Source organism: Spirillospora sp. NPDC052269, from assembly GCF_040679435.1.
Taxonomy (GTDB): domain Bacteria; phylum Actinomycetota; class Actinomycetes; order Streptosporangiales; family Streptosporangiaceae; genus Spirillospora.
Genome location: NZ_JBFAUU010000009.1, coordinates 201,669 through 222,057, shown reverse-complemented (window position 1 = coordinate 222,057; position 20,389 = coordinate 201,669). Strand labels below are relative to the sequence as shown.

Sequence of the window (20,389 nt, the reverse complement as noted above, 5' to 3'; positions counted from 1 at the left end):
GGCTCGGTGCCTCCCCCTCTGTCATCGGCGCCTGAGAGTTTCACCCCCGCGACGAAAGGGGGGCTTTCACCTTCGGCGGAGGGCGCGGGACGCCCTCGCTTTCCAGAGGTCGCCTGGTCCGCGCGGTCCGTGGGGCCTGAGAGGTTCCGGGGAGGAGTTGCTCCTTCGGCGGCCCCCGCTGGCGGCGGGAGCACTCTCCCGCGCGGGTTCAACGGCTGCCCGCAATGTACCAGCGCGCTCGACCCCGCTACCAGCCGACTTGTCGCCCTTTGCGGCGTATTTCGCCGTTCTGATTGACGGCGCCCGATCGCGACGGTTGCATGATCCGACGTTCAGGGACTTTTCAGCCGACGAAAGGATCTCATGATGGCGTTCACCCGGAGCCGCGTGTGGCTCGCGTCCGGCGCGGGGGCCGCGGTGGTCGCCGCGTCCGTGGCGGCGGTCGCCTGGGACGGCGCGTCCGGCGGGCACGAGGCGGGGGCGGTCGCCGCGACGTCGGCAGCCGGGTTCAAGCACCCGGGCGTGCTGGTCGGCAAGCAGCAGCTCGACACGATGCGCACCCGTGTGAAGGCGGGCAAGCAGCCGTGGAAGACGGCTTACGACGCGATGCTCGCGAGCAAGTACGCCGACCTCAAGCGGACGCCGAAGCCCCGCGCGAACGTCGAGTGCGGCCCGTCGTCCAACCCGAACCACGGCTGCTCGGACGAGCGCGACGACGCGATGGCCGCCTACACCGACGCCCTCGCCTACACGGTCAACCATGATCAGAAGTACGCGGCCAAGGCCGTCCAGCTGATGGACGCGTGGGCGAAGGTCCTCAAGCAGCACACCAACTCCAACGCGCCGCTCCAGGCGGCCTGGGCCGCCAACGACTGGGCCCGCGCCGCCGAGATCATCAAGTACTCCCCGTACGGCGCCAAGTGGACGGGCAGGAAGAAGTTCGCGTCCTTCCTGCGGACCGTCTACCTGCCCATGGTCAACAAGGACCGGCCGACCACGAACGGCAACTGGGAACTGATCATGACGGACGCGACGCTCTCCATCGCCGTCCACACCGACGACCGGGCCACCTTCAACACGGCCGTGGCGCGCTGGCGCAAGCGCCTGCCCGAGTACGTCTACCTGAAGAAGGACGGCGCGCTCCCGAAGACCCCGGCCGGGATCAGCGGCAAGGCCGCGACGATCAAGTACTGGCAGGGCCAGGGCACCTTCGTGGACGGCCTCGCCCAGGAGACCTGCCGGGACTTCGGCCACACCGGCTGGGGCCTGGACGCCGCGATCCACGTCGCCGAGACCGCCCGCCTCCAAGGGCTGGACCTCTACAAGGAGGCCCAGCCCCGCCTGACCAAGGCCATGGAGTTCCACGCCCAGTACGACCTGGGGACGAAGGCTCCGTCCTGGCTCTGCAAGGGCGCCCCCAAGACCGGCCTCGGCCCGGTCCTGGAGGTCGGGTACAACGCCTACCACCACCGCCTGGGCGTCTCACTGCCCAAGACAGGCGCCCTGGTCACGGCCAAGCGCCCGGCCGGGCCGTCCCACTTCCTCGGCTGGGAGACCCTGACCCACGCCGACGCTCCCTAGAGCGGGGTGACGTAGGCGCCCGAGATGCCGCCGTCCACGAGGAACTCGGACGCGGTGATGAAGGACGCGTCGTCCGAGCCCAGGAACGCGACGGCCGCCGCGATCTCCTCGGGCTCGGCGAAGCGCCCGGTCGGAATGTGGACGAGCCTCCGGGCCGCCTTCTCCGGGTCCTTGGCGAACAGTTCCTGGAGGAGCGGCGTCGAGACCGGCCCCGGGCAGAGGGCGTTGACGCGGATGCCCTCGCGGGCGAACTGGACGCCCAGCTCCCGCGACATCGCCAGGACCCCGCCCTTGGACGCCGTGTAGGAGATCTGCGAGGTAGCCGCGCCCATCACCGCCACGAACGACGCGGTGTTGATGATCGAGCCCTTCCCCTGCGCCTGCATGTACGGGATCACGTACTTGCAGCACAGGTAGACGCTGGTCAGGTTGACGTCCTGGACGCGTTTCCAAGCGTCGAGCCCTGTCTCCAGGATCGAGTCGTCGTCGGGCGGCGAGATGCCCGCGTTGTTGAACGCGACGTCGATCCGTCCGTAGGCGTCGTGGGCGGCCCGGAACAGGGCCTTCACGTCGTCCTCGGACGTGACATCGGTGCGGACGAACAGGCCGCCGACCTCGTCGGCCGCCTTCCGGCCGCCCGACTCGTCCAGGTCGGCGATGACGACCTTCGCGCCCTCGGCGGCGAGGCGGCGGGACGTCGCCAGGCCGATCCCGCTGGCTCCGCCGGTGACGACGGCGACGCGGTCCTCGAATCGCTGCACGCTATTCCTCCGTCGAGATGAAGACGTTCTTGGTGTCGGTGAAGGCGGCGAGGGCGTCCGGGCCGAGTTCGCGGCCGAGGCCGGACTGCTTGAAGCCGCCGAACGGGGTCCAGTAGCGGACGGACGAGTGGGAGTTGACCGACAGGTTCCCGGCCTCGACCGCCCGCGACATGCGGAAGGCGCGGCCGACGTCGCGCGTCCAGATCGAGCCGGACAGGCCGTACGGGGTGTCGTTGGCGATCCGGACGGCGTCCGCCTCGTCCTCGAAGGGGACGACGATCGCGACCGGCCCGAAGACCTCCTCGCGCCACGCGGGCAGGTCGGTCACGCCGTCCCCGGCGAGGACGGTCGGGGCGAACCAGAACCCCTTCCCGGACGGAGCCGAACCCCGGACGGCAACGGGGGCGCCGCCGGTGACGTAGGAGGCGACGCGCGCCCGGTGCGCGCCGCTGATCAGTGGCCCGACCTGCGTCTTCTCGTCCCGCGGATCACCGACCACCACGGCTTGGACGGCAGGTTCCAGCAGTTCCATGAACCGGTCGTAGACCGTCCGCTGGACGAGGATGCGGGACCGGGCGCAGCAGTCCTGCCCGGCGTTGTCGAAGACCGCGCCGGGGGCCGTGGCGGCGGCCTTCTCCAGGTCGGCGTCCGCGAAGACGATGTTCGCGGACTTGCCGCCGAGTTCGAGCGTGAGGCGCTTGACGCTCGCCGCGCAGGCGGCCATCAGCTCCTGCCCGACCCGCGTCGAGCCCGTGAAGGCGATCTTCGCGACGTCCGGGTGGTCGGCGAGCCGCCGTCCCGCGACCGGGCCCTCGCCGGGCAGGACGGTCACCACGTCCTCCGGCAGCCCGGCCTCCAGCGCCAGCTCCCCGACGCGCAGCGCCGTCAGGGGCGTCGTCTCGGCAGGCTTGACGATCACCGTGTTACCGGCCGCGAGCGCCGGGGCGAGGCCCCAGCCGAGGATCGGCATCGGGAAGTTCCACGGGACGATCAGCCCGACCACACCGAGCGGCTCGTGGAAGGTGACGTCCAGCCCGCCCGGCACCGGGATCTGCTGCCCGGTCAGCCGTTCGGGCGCGGCCGAGTAGTAAAGCAGCACGTCACGGAGGTTCCCGGCCTCCCAGCGGGCCTGCGCGATCGGGTGCCCGGCCTCGTCCACCTCCAGCTCGGCGAGCTCGTCGACGTGCTCGTCCACCACTTCGGCGAAGCGCCGCAGCAGCCGCGCGCGGTCGCCGGGGGAGACCGCCCGCCAGTGGACGTAAGCGCGGCGAGCCCGCTCGACGGCCCGATCGGTGTCGGAGACCGAGGCCATCGCCACGGACGTGACGACCTCCTCGGTCGCGGGGTTGATCAGCTCCAACGAAGCACCCTTCTCACAGTCGCTCGAAGCCGCGGAACAGCTCCCAGTCGGTGACGGCCCGGTCGTAGGCGTCCAGTTCCACCTGGGCGTTGTTGGCGTAGTGCTCGACGACCTCCTTGCCGAACGCCTCGGCGGCCAGGTCGGACGCCGTCCAGTCGGCGGCGGCGTCGCGCAGCGAGCGGGCGACCGTGGACGCGTCGGACGCGTACGCGTTGCCCCGGTACGGCTCCTCGAGCGGCAGGTCGTTGTCGATGCCGTGCAGCCCGGCCGCGATCATCCCGGCGACGGCCAGGTACGGGTTCACGTCGCCGCCGGGCGTCCGGTTCTCGATCCGCAGGGACGGCCCGTGCCCGACGAGCCGCAGCGCGCACGTCCGGTTGTCCAGGCCCCACTTGATCGCGGTCGGCGCGAACGAGCCGGGCTGGTACCGCTTGTACGAGTTGATCGTCGGCGCGTAGAGCAGCGTGAAGTCGCGCATGAGCGCCTGCTGGCCGGCGATGAACGCCCGTCCGACATCCGACAGGCCGTGCGCACCCTCGGATGAGGCGAGCACCGGCCGTCCGTCGGCGTCCCGTAGCGACAGGTGGATGTGGCAGGAGTTTCCTTCGCGTTCGTTGGGCTTGGCCATGAACGTGATGGCCATGCCTTCCTGCGCGGCTATCTCCTTTGCCCCCGTCTTGTACAACGAGTGGTTGTCACACGTTGACAAGGCGTCGTTGTACCGGAACGCGATCTCGTGCTGTCCGAGGTTGCACTCGCCCTTGGCGGACTCGACGTACATGCCCGCGCCCTCCATGCCGAGCCGGATCCGCCGCAGCAGCGGCTCGACCCGGGCCCCGCCGAGCAGCGAGTAGTCCACGTTGTACTGGTTGGCCGGGGTGAGGTCGCGGTAGGCGCGGTTCCAGGCGTCCTCGTAGGTGTCGGCGTAGACGATGAACTCCAGCTCGGTGCCCGCGAAGGCCGTCCAGCCGCGTTCGGCGAGCCGGTCGGTCTGGCGGCGCAGGATCTGCCGGGGGGACGCCGCGACGTCCGAGCCGTCCTCCCAGCCGAGGTCGGCGTGGACGAGCGCCGCGCCCTCCTGCCAGGGGATCCGCCGCAGCGTCGCGAGGTCGGGCCGCATCACGAAGTCCCCGTACCCGCGTTCCCAGGACGACATGGCATAGCCGTCCACGGTGTTCATGTCGACGTCCACGGCCAGCAGGTAGTTGCAGCCCTCCGAGCCGTGCCCGGCGACCTCCTCCAGGAAGAACCGCGCCGACAGCCGCTTGCCCTGCAACCGTCCCTGCATGTCCGCGATCGCGATGATCACGGTGTCGATCCGTCCGGCCGCGACCTCGTCGCGTAGTTCGTCGAGGTTCACGCGACCCCCTTCAGGTCGTCCTCGATGGCGGCCAGTTCCTCGGCGGTGCCCTGCACCTTCGGGCCCTTGAACCAGCGGCGGGCGGACAGCACCCACCACAGCGCGGCGCCGCCGAGGACGACGGCGAGGGCGATCGGCGCGTAGTTGAAGCTGTCGGTGGTGATCGGGTTGCTGGGCGGCAGCATGAACAGGACAGAGATGATCAGGACCCAGACCACCGCGACCGTCCCGATCGGACGGCTCCAGCGGCCGAGGTGCCAGGGCCCGCGCTCGAACGCGTCGCCCTGCCGCAGCCGCAGGAACGTCGGGATCACGTAGGCGATGTAGAGGCCGATCACCGCGACGGACGTGACGGCGAGGTAGGCGGTGTAGTTCCACAGCGCGGGCAGGGCCAGCACGAACGCGCAGGTCGCCGCGAGCCAGATCGCGTTGGTGGGCGTCCGGGTGCGCGCGTTGATGTGGTGCCAGACGCGGGAGAGGGGGAGCGCGCCGTCCCGGGAGAACGCGTAGATCATCCGGGAGTTCGCGGTGACCGAGGCCGTCCCGCAGAAGAACTGCGCGCCGAACGAGATGAGGATGAGCACGTCGCCGAGGGACCGTCCGGTCGCGGACGTGAAGATCTGCGCGGGCCCGTCGGCGGCGGCCTTGTCGTAGTCGCCGATCGCGAAGGTCATGCCGAGCAGCAGCAGCCAGCCCGCGACGATCGAGATCAGCACCGAGTTCACGATGCCGCGCGGGCCGGACCGGGCCGCGTCGTGCGTCTCCTCGGTCATGTGCGCGGACGCGTCGTACCCCGTGAGCGTGTACTGCGACAGCAGCAGGCCGATCAGCGCCGCGTAGACGCCGTAGTGCCAGCCGGTCTGGTTGACGAACTTGGTGAACACGAACGTGGCGCTCTGGTGGTGGGACGGCTTGATCGCCAGCACGCCGAGGACGACCGCGACGCCGAGGACGTGCCACCACACGCTCACGCCGTTCAGCAGCGCCACCAGCCGGACGCCGAACTGGTTCAGCAGCGCGTGGATCACCAGCAGGACCGCGAACAGCAGGAAGGTGTGGCCGGGCGAGACCGTGTACCCGAACCGGTCGTCCAGCAGGGGGTTGAGGAAGGCGGCCGAGCCGTAGACGATCCCGGCGGTGACCGCGACCTGGCCGGTGAAGTTGAACCAGCCGGTGAACCAGGACCAGGCCGGGCCGTTGCGCGGGGCGAGCTTGGCGGCCCAGTAGTAGAGGCCGCCGGCGGTCGGGTAGCTGGAGCAGACCTCGGCCATCGCGAGCGCGACCAGCAGGGTCATCGCGCCGACGCCGAGCCAGCCCCAGGTGATCACGGCGGGGCCGCCGCCCTTGAGGCCGATCGTGTAGGACGTGAGGCAGCCGGTGAGCACCGAGATGATCGTGAACGAGACCGCGAAGTTGGCGAAGCCGGACATGGACCGCCGCAGTTCCTGGGCGTAGCCCAGCTCGTGCAGGCGTCGTTCGTCGTCGGAACGGGTGGGGGCGTGTTCGTCGAGGCTCACGGCGCCTCCTCGCAGGGGGTTTGAAGCCCGTTAAACGGGCTAACGTCAGACCATTAAGGTTTCTGGGAGGCGTCCCGTCAAGAGGTCCGGGGACGGAAAACCCACCTGTAACGTTGGGCCCTGTGGAGGAGATCGTGGCGGAGCGCAGCCCGCTCAGCGAGGCGGTGTTCCGGCCCGTCCGGGCGGGCAACGCGTTCGAGGAGACCGTCGAGCGGCTGCTCCAGGCGATCAAGCTGGGCGTGGTCGACCGCGGCGACCGGCTGCCGCCCGAGCGCGAGCTGGCCCCGCTCCTCGGCGTCAGCCGGGTGACGCTGCGCGAGGCCATCCGCGTCCTCGCCCAGGAGGGGTACGTCGAGTCGCGGCGCGGACGGTCCGGCGGCACGTTCGTCACCTACCGGCGGCCCCGTCCGAAGAGCGCCGACCTGCGCCGGGCGCTGATCGCGATGGGCGACGACCTGCACGACACACTGACCTTCCGGCTGGCCGTGGAGACGGGCGCGGCGCAGCTGGCGGCGTCCATGGAGCTGACCGGCGAGCAGCGCGACCTGCTCCGCCTCCGGCTCGCCGCCCTCAACTCCGCCGTGCCGGACGACTACCGCCGCCTCGACACGATCTTCCACCTGACCATCGCCGAGCTGACCGGCTCGCCGACCCTCGTCGCCGCCTGCGCCGACGCCCGGATGCGGGTCACCGACCTGCTGAACGCGATCCCCGTCCTCGCCGCCAACATCGATCACGCCGCGTTCCAGCACGACGCGATCGCCGAGGCCGTCCTGTCCGGCGATCCGGACGCCGCACGTCAGGCCGTCGCCGAGCACCTGGACGGCACCGCCGCCCTCCTCCGCGGCTTCCTCACCTGAGCCGCGCCCGCGACCCGAGCCCGGGACGTGAACCCGTGAAGCGGCGCGACCGCCCTCGCGGGTCGGGGATGTCCCTACCCGGCGGGGTATGGCGTTGTACGCGGTCCGCCACGGTCTTCTGACGTACCCTGGGTGGGTTGCTGGAGATCACCGGGAGGACGGGGAAGCGTGTTCTGGTTGGCGGGGGTGCTGATCCTCTTCTTCGGCCTGCTGGCGTCGATCGCCCTGCACGAGCTCGGCCACATGAGCTTCGCCAAGCTGTTCGGCGTGCGCGTGCCGCAGTTCATGGTGGGGTTCGGCCCGACGATGTGGTCGTTCAAACGCGGTGAGACCGAGTACGGCGTCAAATGGATCCCGCTCGGCGGGTACATCCGCATGATCGGGATGCTGCCGCCGCGCAAGGGCGACGCGCCCGGCCAGGTGCGGCAGGTGTCCACCGGGCCGTGGCAGGGACTGATCGAGAACGCCCGCGGCGCGGCGCTGGAGGAGATCCAGCCCGGCGACGACGACCGGGTGTTCTACTCCAAGAAATGGTGGCAGAAGCTGCTGATCATGTTCGGCGGCCCGGCCATGAACCTGGTCCTGGCGGTGCTGTTCTTCTCGATCCTGCTGATGGGGATCGGGCGGCAGACCCCGCAGCCAGTGATCGAGTCGGTGTCCAAGTGCGTGGTCAGCGCGGGGCAGACCGTCACCGAGTGCCCGGCGAACGCGCCGCTGACCCCGGCCGCGCAGGCCGGGCTCAAGGCCGGTGACCGGATCACCTCGTTCGACGGCCACAAGATCACCTCGTACACGCAGCTCCAGGGGCTGATCCGCGACTCGGCGGGCAAGACCGTCGCCATCGACATCCGCCGCGACGGCAAGGACATCACGACCAACACGCCGATCGTCCGCAACAAGATGGTCGACCTGAAGGACATCGACAAGACCGTCGAGGTCGGCTTCCTGGGGATCACGCCCACCGAGCCGTTCGTCCGGACGGGCCCGGGCGCGGTCGCGAGCACCATGGGCGACATGACCGGGCGCACCGCCGAGGCCCTGGTGAACATGCCGCAGAAGATGGTCGGCATCTGGAAGGCCGCGTTCAGCGACCAGAAGCGCGACCCGAACGGCCCGGTCGGCGTCGTCGGCGTGAGCCGGATGGGCGGCGAGGTCGCCGCGTCCAAGAACCTGACCACGATCCAGAAGGTCAGCGTGTTCGTCGGGCTGCTCGGCTCGCTGAACCTCGCGGTCGGCCTGTTCAACCTGATCCCGCTGCTGCCGCTGGACGGCGGCCACATGGCGGGCGCGCTGCTGGAGGCCCTGAAGAAGGGCTTCGCGCGGCTGACCCGCCGTCCCGACCCCGGCTACGTGGACGTCGCGAAGGCGCTGCCCGTGACCTACGTGATGGCGGCCGTCCTGGTCGTCATGGGCGGCCTGCTGATCTACGCCGACCTGGTCAACCCGATCAAGCTCAACGGCTGACCCGGCCTGACCTGGCCTGATGCCGAAGAACGGCCGCGCACCCTCCAGAGGGTGCGCGGCCGTTCTCGTTGGACGGGTCAGACCTCGGTCGGCATCTCGCCGGTCTTCGGGAAGCTCCGCAGCGCCGCGAGATAGGGGTCGATCTCCCAGCCCTGCGCGGCCAGCCACTCGTCCGAGCAGTAGGTGTGCCGGTAGCGCTCGGCGCCGTCGCAGATCAGCGTGACGACGCTGCCGCGCTGCCCGGTGCGGAGCATCTCGGCGACCAGCTCGCACACGCCCCACATGTTGGTGCCGGTGGAGCCGCCGGTGTTCCGGCCGGTCACCTCGTTCGTCCAGCGCATCGCCGCGACCGACGCCGGGTCCGGCACCTGGATCATCCGGTCGATCACCGTCGGCAGGAAGGACGGCTCGACGCGCGGACGGCCGATGCCCTCGATCCGCGAGCCGGCCGCGGTGCGGGTCATGTCGCCGTCCTTGAACGCGCCGTAGAACGCCGAGCCCTCCGGGTCCACGACCGCGACGCGCGTCTGCAACCGGCGGTACCGGACGTACCGCCCGATCGTCGCGGACGTCCCGCCCGTTCCGGCGCCGACCACGATCCACGCGGGCTCGGGGAACCGCTCCAGCTCGAGCTGCTCGAAGATCGACGCGGCGATGTTGTTGTTGGCCCGCCAGTCGGTGGCCCGCTCGGCGTAGGTGAACTGGTCCATGAAGTGGCCGCCGCACTCGTCGGCCAGCCGCCGCGACTCGGAGTAGATCGTGGTCGGGTCGTCCACCAGGTGCGGGCGTCCGCCGTAGAACTCGATCAGCTCGATCTTCTCCGGGCTGGTGGACGCGGGCATCACCGCGACGAACGGCAGCCCCAGCAGCCGGGCGAAGTACGCCTCCGACACCGCGGTCGAGCCGGACGACGCCTCGATGATCGTCGTCCCCTCGCTGATCCAGCCGTTGGCCAGCCCGTACAGGAACAGCGACCGGGCGAGCCGGTGCTTCAGCGACCCGGTCGGGTGGACGGACTCGTCCTTCAGGTAGAGGTCGATGCCCCACTCGGGCGGAAGCGGGAACACGTGCAGGTGCGTGTCCGCGCTGCGGTTGGCGTCGGCCTCGACCTTCCGGATCGCCTCGGCGATCCAGACCCGGCAGGCCGGGTCGGCGTGGTCCACATTGCGGCTCACAGAGCGGGTCACGGTGCTCCCTCGGGTGTGATCTTCACTGATCATCCTGGACCTTCACGATATCGCCGCAGATCACGGGGCATGATGGTGGATACGGGGGGTGCATGGCCGAGTTCTTCACACGGCGGATCGTCGAGACCGGGCGGCTGCCGTTGTTCTGCTTCTTCGTGGCCTTCATCGTCACGTTCGTGTTCACCCGGGTGAACGTGCGGCTGATCCGCGCGAACGTGCGCTGGTGGTTCCGGAACGTCAAGGCCGGCGACGTCCACATCCACCACGTCGTGTTCGGCGTGGTGCTGATGCTGCTGGGCGGCGTCGCGGGGATCGCTGTCCCGGAGGCGCGGACCTGGCCGAACGCCGCCGCCGCGGGCGTTTTCGGCATGGGCGCGGCGCTCGTGCTGGACGAGTTCGCCCTGATCCTGCACCTGCAGGACGTCTACTGGACGGAACGGGGCCGCGCGTCGGTGGACGCGGTGTTCGTCGCGATCGCGGTCACCGGGCTGCTGCTGCTCGGCGTCCATCCGCTCGGGCTGACCGGGATCCAGCAGCCCGAGCCGGGTGAGGAGATCGCCCAGCCGGTACTGCTGGTCGTGTACGTGGCGTCGGTGACGGCGAACCTGGGGCTCGCGGTGGTCGCGCTGCTCAAGGGCAAGATCTGGACGGGCCTGATCGGGCTGTTCGTGCCCGCGGTGCTGATCTTCGGGTCGATCCGGGTGGCCCGGCCGGGGTCGCCGTGGTCGCGCTGGCTGTACGCGCCGGGCTCGCGGAAGTACCGGCGGGCCGTCCGCCGCGAGGAGCGGTACCGGCGGCCGATGATCCGCGCCAAGATCTGGATCCAGGAGTTCATCGCCGGACGGCACGACCTGATCCCGCCCGAGGCGCGGCGCCGCCTGACCGGCCCGAACCGGACGGTCGACCCGAACCGCACCGGCGAGCCCGGCGGCAAGGGGAAGCGCGGCAAACCGGGGAAGCCCAGAAAGACGGGGAAGCACGGCCGGAAGGGACGCCGCTCCCGCGCCGACTAGTCGATCACCGGGGCCAGGGCGCGGACGGTGTCGATGGTGTCGGCGTCCTCGGCCTTCTTGTCGGGCCGGTAGCGCAGGACGCGGGCGAACCGCAGCGCCAGCCCGCCCGGGTAGCGCGGGCTCGTCTGGAGGCCGTCGAAGGCGATCTCGACGACGAGCTCGGGCCGGACGCGGACGGTGTACGCGTCCTCCTCGACGGCGAGCGCGCGGAGCTTCTCGGTCTGCCAGGCGAGCAGCTCGTCCGTGAGGCCCTTGAAGGTCTTGCCGAGCATCACGAACCCGCCGGTCTCCGGATCGCGCGCGCCGAGGTGCAGGTTGGACAGCAGCCCCCGGCGGCGGCCGTGCCCCCACTCGACGGCCAGGACGACCAGGTCGAGCGTGTGCCGGGGCTTGACCTTGATCCAGCCCGCGCCGCGCCGCCCGGCCGCGTACGGCGTGGCGGGTGACTTCACCACGACGCCCTCGTGCCCGCGCGCGACCGCGTCCGCGAAGACCGCCTCGGCCTCGGTCACGTCGGCCGTGACCGTGCGCGGCATGAGCAGCTCCGCCGGGACGGCCCCCGCGAGCGCCGCATGCCTTTCCCCATCAGGTTGATCAAGCAGATCGACGCCGTCGAGCCGCAGGACGTCGAACAGGAACAGCGACAGCGGGACCTGCGGGCCGTCCTTGCGGGTGCGGGTGGCCGTGCGCGCGGCGGTGACCTGGAACGGGTGCGGACGGCCGTCCTCGCGCAGCGCGATCAGCTCGCCGTCGAACACCGCGTCCCGGAGGGACAGCGCCCCCAGCGGGCCGGTGACCTCCGGCAGCCGGTCGGTGATCTCGTCGAGGGTGCGGGTGAACACCCGGACCTCGCCGCCCCGGACGTGGATCTGGGCGCGGACGCCGTCGAGCTTCCACTCCACCGCCGCGGGCCCGTCGATCTTGCCGAGCGCCTCGGCGACCGACGGCGCGGACACGGCGAGCATCGGCCGCACCGGACGCCCGACCTCCAGCGTGAAGCCGCGCAGCGCGGGAACCCCGCCGCCGTCGGCCTCGTCCGCGAGCGCGGCGGTCGCGACCGGCCCGAGGGCCCCGCGCAGCATGACGGCCCGCCGGACCTCGGCGAGCGGCACCCCGGCGGCGGTGGCGACGGCGTCGGTCATCACCCCGTCCAGCGCGCCCTGCCGCAGCTCCCCGGACAGCAGCCGGACCAGGAACTCCTGCTCGGCGAGCGTGGCGCGGGCGAACACGGCGTGTACCAGCTCGCGCCGCCGGGCCACGGACCCGGCCCCGGAGACCGCGCCGATCTCACCGAACGCCGCGTGCACCTCGGCCACGGTCAGGGACGGCTCGCCCGCCGCGGCCGGAAGATCGCGCAGGGACGCGTACCCGACGCCGATCTGCCGCTGGGGCAGCTCGCCCGACAGGTAGGCGACCACGACGGCCGCGTCCCGCGGCCCGGCGGCGCGCAGCACGCCCGCCAGGGCGTTGACCTTGGCCTTGCGGCCCGGTTCGGCGGCGACCTCGGCCGACGCCCGGGCGATCTCCGACAGCAGCACCGTCTCATTGTGGCCAAGGGGTCGGACAGTCCGGCGGCGTGGCCCTGGCGTGGCCGTGCCCGGCCCGTCTACCGTCGTGGGGACCGGCGGTAATCGGGGGAGTGAGGAGCCGCAGCGTGGGCCGTCCGACGCAGCCCGGCGGGGCCGGCTCGGGGCGTCCCCCGAGCACGTCCGACAGCTGGCCACCCCCCGAAGAGGAACCCTGGCCTCCCGAGCAGCAGGAGGGCCGCTTCCCCGAGGGGCGGACCTGGCCTGCCGAGGAGGGCCCCTGGCCACCTGAGCGCCAGGAGGGCCACTTTCCCGAGGAACAGCCCCAGCGCTCCGAGGAGCAGGGCCAGCCGCCTGAGGAGGGCCCTTGGCCACCTGAGCGCCAGGAGGGCCACTTTCCGGAGGAGCAGCCCCAGCGCTCTGAGGAGCAGGGTTGGCTGCCTGAGGAGGGCCCTTGGCCGCCCGAGGTCCAGGAGGGCCACTCTCTGGAGGAGCAGCCTTGGCGCTCTGAGGAGCAGGGCTGGCCTCCCGGGGAGGGGCCTTGGCCCCCCGAGCGCCAGGGCCACTTTCCGGAGGAGCAGAGCTGGCGCTCCGAGGAGCAGGGGTGGCCGCCTGAGGAGCAGAGTTGGCCTCGGGAGGAGTTCGATCATGGGGGCGGGTCTTCCGGGCTCTCGGACGTGCCTCCGGGCCATGAGGATGTTCCTCCGGGCCATGGGGGAGGTGGCGGGCTCACGCGTGGGGGAGAGCAGTTTCAGCGCGTCTACGCGGGGCCCGAGTCGCCGAAGGCGGAGCGCCGGCCGCGGCTGCTGATGGTGCTGGTGGCGGTCGTGTCGTTCTCGGTGGCCGCCGCGGCCGTGTTCCTGCTCGTGCCGTTCGGAGGCTCCGGGTCCGGCTCCGGCGGCACGTCCAAAGGCGGACCGACCGAAACGGGGGCGCAGGCCCCGGCCGGAACCGGTCAGCAGCCCTCCTCGGCTCCTCCGAAGACGTCCGCGCCGCCGAAAACCCCGTCCAAGACGGCTCAGCCGACCGCCAAGGCGTTCACCGCGCTGGCCCTTCCGGACGCCTGCGGAACGGTGTCCGGGGCCGTCCTGAACCGGGCCGTGCCCGGCGCGAGCAAGCAGCCGAACTCCAACAACACCCTGGCGACCTGCACCTTCACCTCCCAGGCGCCGTTCCGCTGGCTGCTGGTCGAGATGTACCTCTATCCGACCGCAAACCTCCCGGACGCCGTCGGCGACGCCCAGCGGAACTACGAGGCCCGCTGGACGCAGGCCCACAGCACCCCGCTGTCGCGCACGTTCGCCCTTGATCGCCTGCCCGGCCTGGGGGATGAGGCGTTCCGGAGTTTCAAGGAGGACAAGGGCCAGCCGCTCGTTGTGGGAGAAGTCACCGCACGCCATGGCAACGTGGTGATCAGGGTTGGTTACAGTCGGCAGCTTCCATCCGGGACCAAGCCGGAGTCAGAGCAGCAAAGCGCCCTGACCAATGCGACCGACGCCGCGCGGGAAGTGCTGGATGCACTGCGCTAAACCATTTCTGGCCTGAATCGGCCGGATCATGTCGTGCTCTCAGTCAGAGACTTCTAGGGTGGGGCGGTAAAGGGGAGGGTCACGTCGGCAGGGAGTGCAGTCCGGCGTGGTAGAGCCTGGGGAGGAGGAGGTTGAAGCCCGTGGCCGTGAAGCCGCAAGGCGTGTCCTGGGTGTAGGCCCGGACACAGAACGTCAAGACTCCGCGAGGGGCCGTGGAACGGAACGTCGTTCCACGGCCCGCTTCCGTATTCGCGGTGAATTGGGCGGACGGTCCACAATGACCCGACAGGTGAACCCTGTTCGGTCTGTTCGGTCTGTTGCCTTCATCGGCTAATGTCGCCTGAGGAAGTGTGAGTGACCGAGCAGCAGCGAATGGAGGTGTCGGTGGACCCGGTGACCGTCTGGTGGGCTGAGCGCACCGCCTCGACCCTTGCCCTGACCGCCGTCCTCGACCCGACCGAGCGGGCCCGCCGCGAGCGCTACCTGCGCGCCGCCGACGCCGAGCGCTTCACCCTCGGCGTGGCCCTCACCCGCTTCGCCCTGGGTGATCTTCTGGGCGTGGCTCCCGAGCGGGTGGAGATCGACCGCTCCTGCTCCGACTGCGACAAGCCGCACGGACGCCCGCGCGTGGCGGGCCGTCCGGACGCGCCGCAGGTGTCGGTGTCCCACTCGGGTGACCGCATCGGCGTCGCCGTGTCGTCCCACGGGCCCCTCGGCCTGGACGTCGAGGAGTCCCGGAAGGTCAGCGACGACATCGCCCGGCACGTCCTCGCGACCGGTGAGACGGCGGCGACGACGGCCGAGCTGCTCGTCTACTGGACGCGCAAGGAGGCCCTCCTCAAGGCCACCGGAGAGGGCCTGCGCGTCCCGATGCCGCACCTGCGGACCTCGCACGCGCACGAGGAGCCCCGCCTGCTCGCCTGGAACGGACGGGACGACCACCCCGGCCGCTTCGTCCTCCACGAACTGGCCCCGGGCCCGGGCTACTCGGCCCACCTGGCGCTCCTGGACCACCCCGGCGGCGTCCCGGTCCAGCAGCGCCCGTCCACCGAACTCCTGCCGTAGGCCTCAACCGTGCGGCCTGCCGTAGGCCCCAACCGTGCGGCCTGCCGTAGGGCCTAGCCGAGTGGGGCAGGGATGCGGGCGATGGCCCGCATCGCGCCCGGCGCGATCCGCGACAGGGCGTGCAGCACGTGCGCCTCGGCGTTCACCGGCACGACGGCCTTGTTCTTGGCGATCGCGTGGACGATCCGCTCGGCGACCTTCTCCGGCGGGTAGTTCCGCATCCGCAGCAGCTTGTCGGCGCGGGCGCGCATCCGCTCCTGGTCCGCCGCGCCCACTCCGACGATCGTGCCGTTGCGCATGATGCCGGTCTTGCTGAACCCCGGGCAGACGGCGGTGACGCCGATGCGGTGCCCGGCGAGCTCGGCGCGCAGGCACTCGCTCAGCATCAGCACGGCCGCCTTCGTCGTGCAGTAGGCGGGCAGGGCGCGGGACGGCGCGAACGCGGCGGCGGACGCGATGTTGACGATGTGCCCGCCGAAGTTGGGCTTGTCCGGCTTGTTGGGGAGCGCCTGGCCGCGCTCGACCATCTGCTTGGCGAACAGCCGGGAGCCGTGGATGACGCCCCACAGGTTGACGCCGAGGATGCGTTCCCAGTCGTCCACGCCGGTGTCGAGGAGCGGGCCGGAGACGGCGATGCCGGCGTTGTTGACCACGATGTCGGGGACGCGGTGGTCGGACCGGACGGCGGCGGCGAACTCCTCCATGGCGGCGCCGTCCGACACGTCCACCTGGTAGGCCGCGCCGACCGCGCCGAGGGCCTTGGTGAGGACGACGGTCCGTTCGGCCGCCGCCGCGTCGATGTCGGCGGCGATCACGGTCGCGCCGCGCTCGGCGAGCGCGAGCGCGGTGGCCCGGCCGAAGCCGCCGCCTGCTCCCGTGACGACGGCGAGGGCTCCGTCGAAGAGCGCGAGGGACATTGCTGACCTCCGTGGGTGGGGTGCGCCCAAACCTACTCAGGTCGCCGCCGCGGCGCGATCATCTCGCCGCGGGGCATCCCACCCTGAAACCTACCCAGCCGCTCAGCGGGCCGACTCGGCTTCGATGACCGCGTCCACTTCGGCCTTGCGGTCGGCCTCCTCGGCGGCGAACCGCTCCGCGTCGAGCCTGTCGGCCGCCTCCTCGTCGCTGCGCATGAGGGCGTCCAGGTCGGAGCGGGACGCGTCGAGCACGCCCATCTCCTCGAACGTCTGCTGGATGCGCGGGCTCCACAACCCGATGTCCTTCACGCACGGGACGATCCGGCTGAACAGCAGCGCCTGGAACATCCGCGTGTAGGGGGACTGGTCGAGCATCTCGTCGACCTCGGCGACCGGGACGCCGAAGTTCGTCCAGATCTCCCGGCCGCGGATGCGGTCGCGCATGAGGTGGCAGCCCTCGATGACGAACTCCTCGCGCTCCTTCAGCTCGGGCGCGGACAGCTGCTTGTAGTGGTCGCGGAGTGCGAGCCGTCCGAACGCCACGTGCCGCGCCTCGTCCTGCATGACGTAGGTGAGGACCTGCTTGGGCAGCGGCTGGGTGGTCACGTCGCGCATGACGCCGAACGCGGCGAGCGCGAGACCCTCGATGAGGACCTGCATGCCGAGGTAGGGCATGTCCCAGCGGCTGTCGCCGAGCGTCTCGGTCAGCAGGTCCTGGAGCTTGGTGTTGATGGGGTAGACCAGGCCGATCTTCTCCTGGAGGAACCGGGAGAAGATCTCGACGTGCCGGGCCTCGTCCATGGTCTGGGTGGCCGAGTAGAACTTCGAGTCCAGGTCGGGGACGGTCTCGACGATCCGCGCGGCGGTGAGCATCGCGCCCTGCTCGCCGTGCATGAACTGGGAGAACTGCCAGGACGACGCGTGCCGCCGCAGCTCACCGCGTTCGTCGTCGTCCATCCGGTCCCAGTGGCGCGTGCCGTAGATCGCGAGGGACTGGTCGGGGACGCCGAGGACGTTGTGCGGGTCGACCTCGAGGTCCCAGTCGATGCGGGTGGTGGAGTCCCACTGGCGGTCCTTGCCCTTCTGGTACAGGGCGAGCAGCTTGTCCCGGCCGTCGTCGTACTCCCAGGTGAACCTGGTGTCGCCGGTCAACGGCACTTTCGCGATGGACGGCTCGACGGGCGTGGTGTACAGGTCGTGGGTCGACATACCGGACCTCCCGACACGGGGGCGGGCCGAGACGTACGTACGTTGTACGTCCGGCGTACGTTGTACGTACCGTGTCATGGTTCACTTACCTGAGTCAATGCCCACGAAAGCGGACCCCGATGAACGATGCGACGCCCCCCGCCGCGACCTCGACCGCCCCGGTGGCTTCGGAGGATCCGCCCGCCCGTCCGGCGCTGACGCGGGACCGGATCGTCCGGGCCGCGATCGCGCTGATCGAGGCGGACGGCCCGGACGCGCTGTCCATGCGCCGCGTCGCGACCGCGCTGGACGTCGCGGTGATGTCGCTCTACAACCACGTCCCGAACAAGAAGGCGCTGCTGGAGGGCATCGCCGAGCACGTCGCGAACCGGATCGACCTCGCCGACGACCCGTCCGCGCCGTGGCCGGACCGGGCCCGTGCGCTCGTCCGCGCGCACCGCAAGATGGCGCACGACTTCCCGCGCAGCCTCACCGTCGTCCTCACGCACAAGGTGGACACTCCGGTCGGGCTGCGTCCCGCCGAACGGGCGCTCGCGGTCGCGGCGGCGGCCGGGTTCGACGGTCCGACGTCGGTCCGCGCGATGCGGGCGCTGCTCGCCTACGCGGTCGGCACGCAGGTGCGCGAGGTGCGCATCGCCGAGACGTTCGCGCACCTCGGCGCGGCGCCCGGCGAGTCCTTCGCCAAGCTCGACCCGGACGAGTTCCCGCACGTCATCGCGCTGGCGCCGGAGATGGGCGAGAACGACCCCGAGGCCGATTTCGAGTTCGGCCTCGACCTCCTCATCACCGCCCTCGAACTACGCGCGACGAGCACATAGGCTCGCGCTTAAGGCTCGCGCGACGAGCGCATGAAGCTCAGCCCGCCATGAAGGGGGCGAGGCCCTGGCGGCAGAAGTCGGTCATGTGGCGGGCGGCGTCCCGCGCGGTGACCTCAGGGTGCTGGGTGCGCCAGAGCGCGAGCCGCTCGCAGCCGCCGATGATGATCTCGGTGTAGGCGAGGACGGTCGCCTCGGGCGCCCCCGGCGCGAAGAGGCGGATGCCGCCCGCGATGAGCTCGCTCTGCTGGCGGCGGGTGTCCTCGACGGCCTCGACGGCGGCGGGTGGGGTGTCGACGGGCTGGCGCATCAGAAGCGCGAACGTGGGCGCGTGCGCGTCGATGAACTCGAAGTAGGCGACCATGCCGCGCAGCAGGACGTCCTCGGCGCTCGTGCCGTCCGCCATGGCCCGCTGGGTGACCGCGTACAGCTCGGCCTTGCTGCGCGCCATGCACGCCTGGAGCAGGCCGTCCTTGGAGCCGAAGTACTCGTAGAGCATCGGCTTGGAGACGCCGCAGCGCTCGGCGATCTCGTCCATGGCCGCGGCGCGGAAGCCGCGCTCGGCGAAGACCTCCTCGGCCATGTCGAGCATCTGCCGCTCCCGCTCGGGGCGGGACATGCGGCGACGCGGCCGCGCTGTGGCACCAGTCACAGGAAAAGCCCCCTATTGGATCTACCGTCAGTAACCTACCGGCGGTAACTTACTCATAGTAGGTCTCCGTTCGATGGGATGGTCTGAATGAGCGAGCGCACCTCCCCGGCGATCGTGGTCATCGGCTCCGGCTTCGCCGGGATGGGCATGGCGATCCGGCTCAGGCAGCAGGGCTTCCACGACTTCGTCGTGCTCGAGAAGAGCGAGGCCCTCGGCGGGACCTGGCACGACAACACCTACCCGGGCTGCGCGTGCGACGTGCCGTCCCACATGTACTCCTACTCGTTCGAGCTGAACCCGGGCTGGTCGCGGATGTTCGCGCCGCAGCCGGAGATCCGCGCGTACATGGAGCGGACGGCCGACAAGTACCGGGTGCGCGACCACATCCGGTTCGGCGCGAACGTCGACTCGATGGAGTGGGACGACGCCGCCGGGCACTGGAACGTCACGCTCGCGGACGGCGAGGTGCTGCGTCCCAAGGCGATCGTGACCGGCGTCGGCGCGCTGCACATCCCGTCCTTCCCGGACCTGCCCGGCATGGAACGCTTCAAGGGGGCGGCCTTCCACTCCGCCGAGTGGGACCACGACGTCGACCTCACCGGCAAGCGCGTCGCCGTCATCGGGACGGGCGCGTCCGCGATCCAGTTCGTCCCGCAGGTGGCGAAGAAGGCGTCCAAGCTGGTGCTGTTCCAGCGGACGCCGCCGTGGATCCAGCCGAAGCCCGACCGTGCGATCCCCGCGCCCGTCCGGACGCTGTTCGACAAGGTGCCGGGCGCGGCCCGCGCGTTCCGCGCCGGGATCTACTGGGCGCTCGAGGCGCGCGCCGTGAGCTTCGCGGTGAGCCCGAACCTGGCCGGGCCGATGAAGAAGCTCGCGATGAGCCACCTCAACAAGCAGGTCGCCGACCCCGAACTGCGCGCGAAGCTCACGCCGGACTACACGATCGGCTGCAAGCGCGTCCTGCTGTCCAACGACTACTACCCGGCGCTGACCCGCGACAACGTCGAGCTCGAGACGTCGGGCGTGGCCGAGGTGCGCGAGCACTCGATCGTCACCGAGGACGGCGTGGAGCACGAGGTCGACGTCATCGTCTTCGGCACCGGCTTCAAGGTGACCGACGCGCTCTCGGAGATGCGCGTGACCGGACGCGACGGCGTGAAGATCCAGGAGGTCTGGGCCGAGGGCATCGAGGCGCACCACGGCACGACGGTCGAGCGGATGCCGAACTTCTTCATGCTGCTCGGCCCGAACACCGGCCTCGGCCACAACTCGGTCGTGTTCATGATCGAGGTGCAGATCGCGCACGTGCTGAGCTGCCTGCGCCTGCTCCAGGACCGCGGCATGAGCACCATCGAGCCGCGTCCCGGGGCCGTCCGCACGTCCAACGACCGCATGCACCGCAGGCTGCGCCGCGCCGTGTGGAACGAGGGCGGCTGCCAGTCCTGGTACCTGGACGAGCACGGCGTGAACCGGACGCTGTACCCCGGGTTCACCTTCGAGTTCTGGGCGTCGTCCAGGAAGGCCAAGGAGGACGAGTACCTCCTTGGCCGCTGACCTGGAACGACGCTAGGAC

17 protein-coding genes and 2 riboswitches are annotated in these 20,389 nt (G+C 70.8%); of the genes, 8 read left to right on the top strand and 9 right to left on the bottom strand.

The window, feature by feature from the left end; all coding sequences use genetic code 11:
- Nucleotides 1-8: 8 nt before the first annotated feature.
- Nucleotides 9-112: riboswitch (glycine riboswitch) on the bottom strand.
- A 1-nt stretch (nt 113) separates the two neighbouring features.
- Nucleotides 114-211, bottom strand: a riboswitch (glycine riboswitch).
- A gap of 155 nt (nt 212-366) precedes the next feature.
- Entirely contained in the window at nt 367-1,581 is a 1,215-nt protein-coding gene (locus AB0L06_RS21115) for an alginate lyase family protein (RefSeq protein WP_500232746.1), read from the top strand.
- On the opposite strand, the gene AB0L06_RS21110 is transcribed toward AB0L06_RS21115, so the two are convergent.
- From AB0L06_RS21110 to AB0L06_RS21095, 4 genes are read right to left on the bottom strand one after another with little or no spacing between them, the layout of a single operon-like run.
- On the bottom strand, nt 1,578-2,342 hold the full coding sequence (locus AB0L06_RS21110) for a 3-oxoacyl-ACP reductase (protein ID WP_500232745.1): 765 nt from the start codon (nt 2,340-2,342) through the stop codon (nt 1,578-1,580). The two genes, AB0L06_RS21115 and AB0L06_RS21110, sit on opposite strands and share 4 nt — an antisense overlap.
- 1 nt (nt 2,343) lies before the next feature.
- A complete protein-coding gene (locus AB0L06_RS21105) occupies nt 2,344-3,702 on the bottom strand; it encodes an aldehyde dehydrogenase family protein (RefSeq protein WP_500232744.1) in 1,359 nt (452 codons plus the stop codon).
- A gap of 13 nt (nt 3,703-3,715) precedes the next feature.
- The gene (locus AB0L06_RS21100; RefSeq protein ID WP_500232743.1) at nt 3,716-5,062 is read right to left on the bottom strand and encodes a glutamine synthetase family protein; all 1,347 of its coding nucleotides are present in this window, start codon (nt 5,060-5,062) and stop codon (nt 3,716-3,718) included.
- Nucleotides 5,059-6,579, bottom strand: a complete 1,521-nt coding sequence (locus AB0L06_RS21095) for an amino acid permease (RefSeq protein WP_500232742.1) — start codon at nt 6,577-6,579, stop codon at nt 5,059-5,061. The genes AB0L06_RS21100 and AB0L06_RS21095 overlap by 4 nt, the downstream gene beginning before the upstream one ends.
- 122 nt (nt 6,580-6,701) lie before the next feature.
- Here AB0L06_RS21095 and AB0L06_RS21090 point away from each other — a divergent pair, with 122 nt between their 5' ends.
- The gene (locus tag AB0L06_RS21090; RefSeq protein WP_500232741.1) at nt 6,702-7,439 is read left to right on the top strand and encodes a FadR/GntR family transcriptional regulator; all 738 of its coding nucleotides are present in this window, start codon (nt 6,702-6,704) and stop codon (nt 7,437-7,439) included.
- A 168-nt stretch (nt 7,440-7,607) separates the two neighbouring features.
- Nucleotides 7,608-8,903 carry a M50 family metallopeptidase gene (locus AB0L06_RS21085; protein ID WP_500232740.1) on the top strand — a complete coding sequence of 432 codons (1,296 nt, stop codon included), beginning with the start codon at nt 7,608-7,610 and terminating at the stop codon, nt 8,901-8,903.
- 77 nt (nt 8,904-8,980) lie between these two features.
- Here the strand turns inward: AB0L06_RS21085 and cds1 are convergent, their stop codons facing one another.
- The gene (cds1, locus tag AB0L06_RS21080) at nt 8,981-10,123 is read right to left on the bottom strand and encodes an L-cysteine desulfhydrase Cds1 (protein WP_500232739.1); all 1,143 of its coding nucleotides are present in this window, start codon (nt 10,121-10,123) and stop codon (nt 8,981-8,983) included.
- A gap of 59 nt (nt 10,124-10,182) precedes the next feature.
- Between cds1 and AB0L06_RS21075 the strand changes: the two genes are divergently transcribed.
- Complete coding sequence (locus AB0L06_RS21075) at nt 10,183-11,103, top strand: hypothetical protein (RefSeq protein WP_500232738.1); 921 nt, start codon at nt 10,183-10,185, stop codon at nt 11,101-11,103.
- Here the strand turns inward: AB0L06_RS21075 and AB0L06_RS21070 are convergent.
- Complete coding sequence (locus AB0L06_RS21070) at nt 11,100-12,641, bottom strand: ATP-dependent DNA ligase (protein ID WP_500232737.1); 1,542 nt, start codon at nt 12,639-12,641, stop codon at nt 11,100-11,102. The genes AB0L06_RS21075 and AB0L06_RS21070 overlap by 4 nt on opposite strands.
- An 815-nt stretch (nt 12,642-13,456) precedes the next feature.
- Between AB0L06_RS21070 and AB0L06_RS21065 the strand changes: the two genes are divergently transcribed.
- Nucleotides 13,457-14,158 carry a hypothetical protein gene (locus AB0L06_RS21065; protein ID WP_500232736.1) on the top strand — a complete coding sequence of 234 codons (702 nt, stop codon included), beginning with the start codon at nt 13,457-13,459 and terminating at the stop codon, nt 14,156-14,158.
- A gap of 354 nt (nt 14,159-14,512) precedes the next feature.
- On the top strand, nt 14,513-15,223 hold the full coding sequence (locus AB0L06_RS21060) for a 4'-phosphopantetheinyl transferase family protein (RefSeq protein WP_500232735.1): 711 nt from the start codon (nt 14,513-14,515) through the stop codon (nt 15,221-15,223).
- A gap of 53 nt (nt 15,224-15,276) precedes the next feature.
- On the opposite strand, the gene AB0L06_RS21055 is transcribed toward AB0L06_RS21060, so the two are convergent.
- Entirely contained in the window at nt 15,277-16,140 is an 864-nt protein-coding gene (locus tag AB0L06_RS21055; protein WP_500232734.1) for an SDR family NAD(P)-dependent oxidoreductase, read from the bottom strand.
- 102 nt (nt 16,141-16,242) lie between these two features.
- The gene (locus AB0L06_RS21050; protein WP_500232733.1) at nt 16,243-17,349 is read right to left on the bottom strand and encodes a ferritin-like domain-containing protein; all 1,107 of its coding nucleotides are present in this window, start codon (nt 17,347-17,349) and stop codon (nt 16,243-16,245) included.
- Nucleotides 17,350-17,468: 119 nt separating this feature from the next.
- On the opposite strand from AB0L06_RS21050, the gene AB0L06_RS21045 reads away from it, so the two are divergent.
- Nucleotides 17,469-18,167: a TetR/AcrR family transcriptional regulator gene (locus tag AB0L06_RS21045; RefSeq protein ID WP_500232732.1), complete on the top strand. Its 699-nt coding sequence runs from the start codon at nt 17,469-17,471 to the stop codon at nt 18,165-18,167.
- 37 nt (nt 18,168-18,204) lie between these two features.
- Here AB0L06_RS21045 and AB0L06_RS21040 read toward each other — a convergent pair whose 3' ends face one another.
- A complete protein-coding gene (locus AB0L06_RS21040) occupies nt 18,205-18,783 on the bottom strand; it encodes a TetR/AcrR family transcriptional regulator (RefSeq protein WP_500232731.1) in 579 nt (192 codons plus the stop codon).
- Nucleotides 18,784-18,903: 120 nt separating this feature from the next.
- Here AB0L06_RS21040 and AB0L06_RS21035 point away from each other — a divergent pair, with 120 nt between their 5' ends.
- Nucleotides 18,904-20,370, top strand: coding sequence for a flavin-containing monooxygenase (locus tag AB0L06_RS21035; protein WP_500232730.1), 1,467 nt, complete (start codon nt 18,904-18,906; stop codon nt 20,368-20,370).
- Nucleotides 20,371-20,389: the final 19 nt, after the last annotated feature.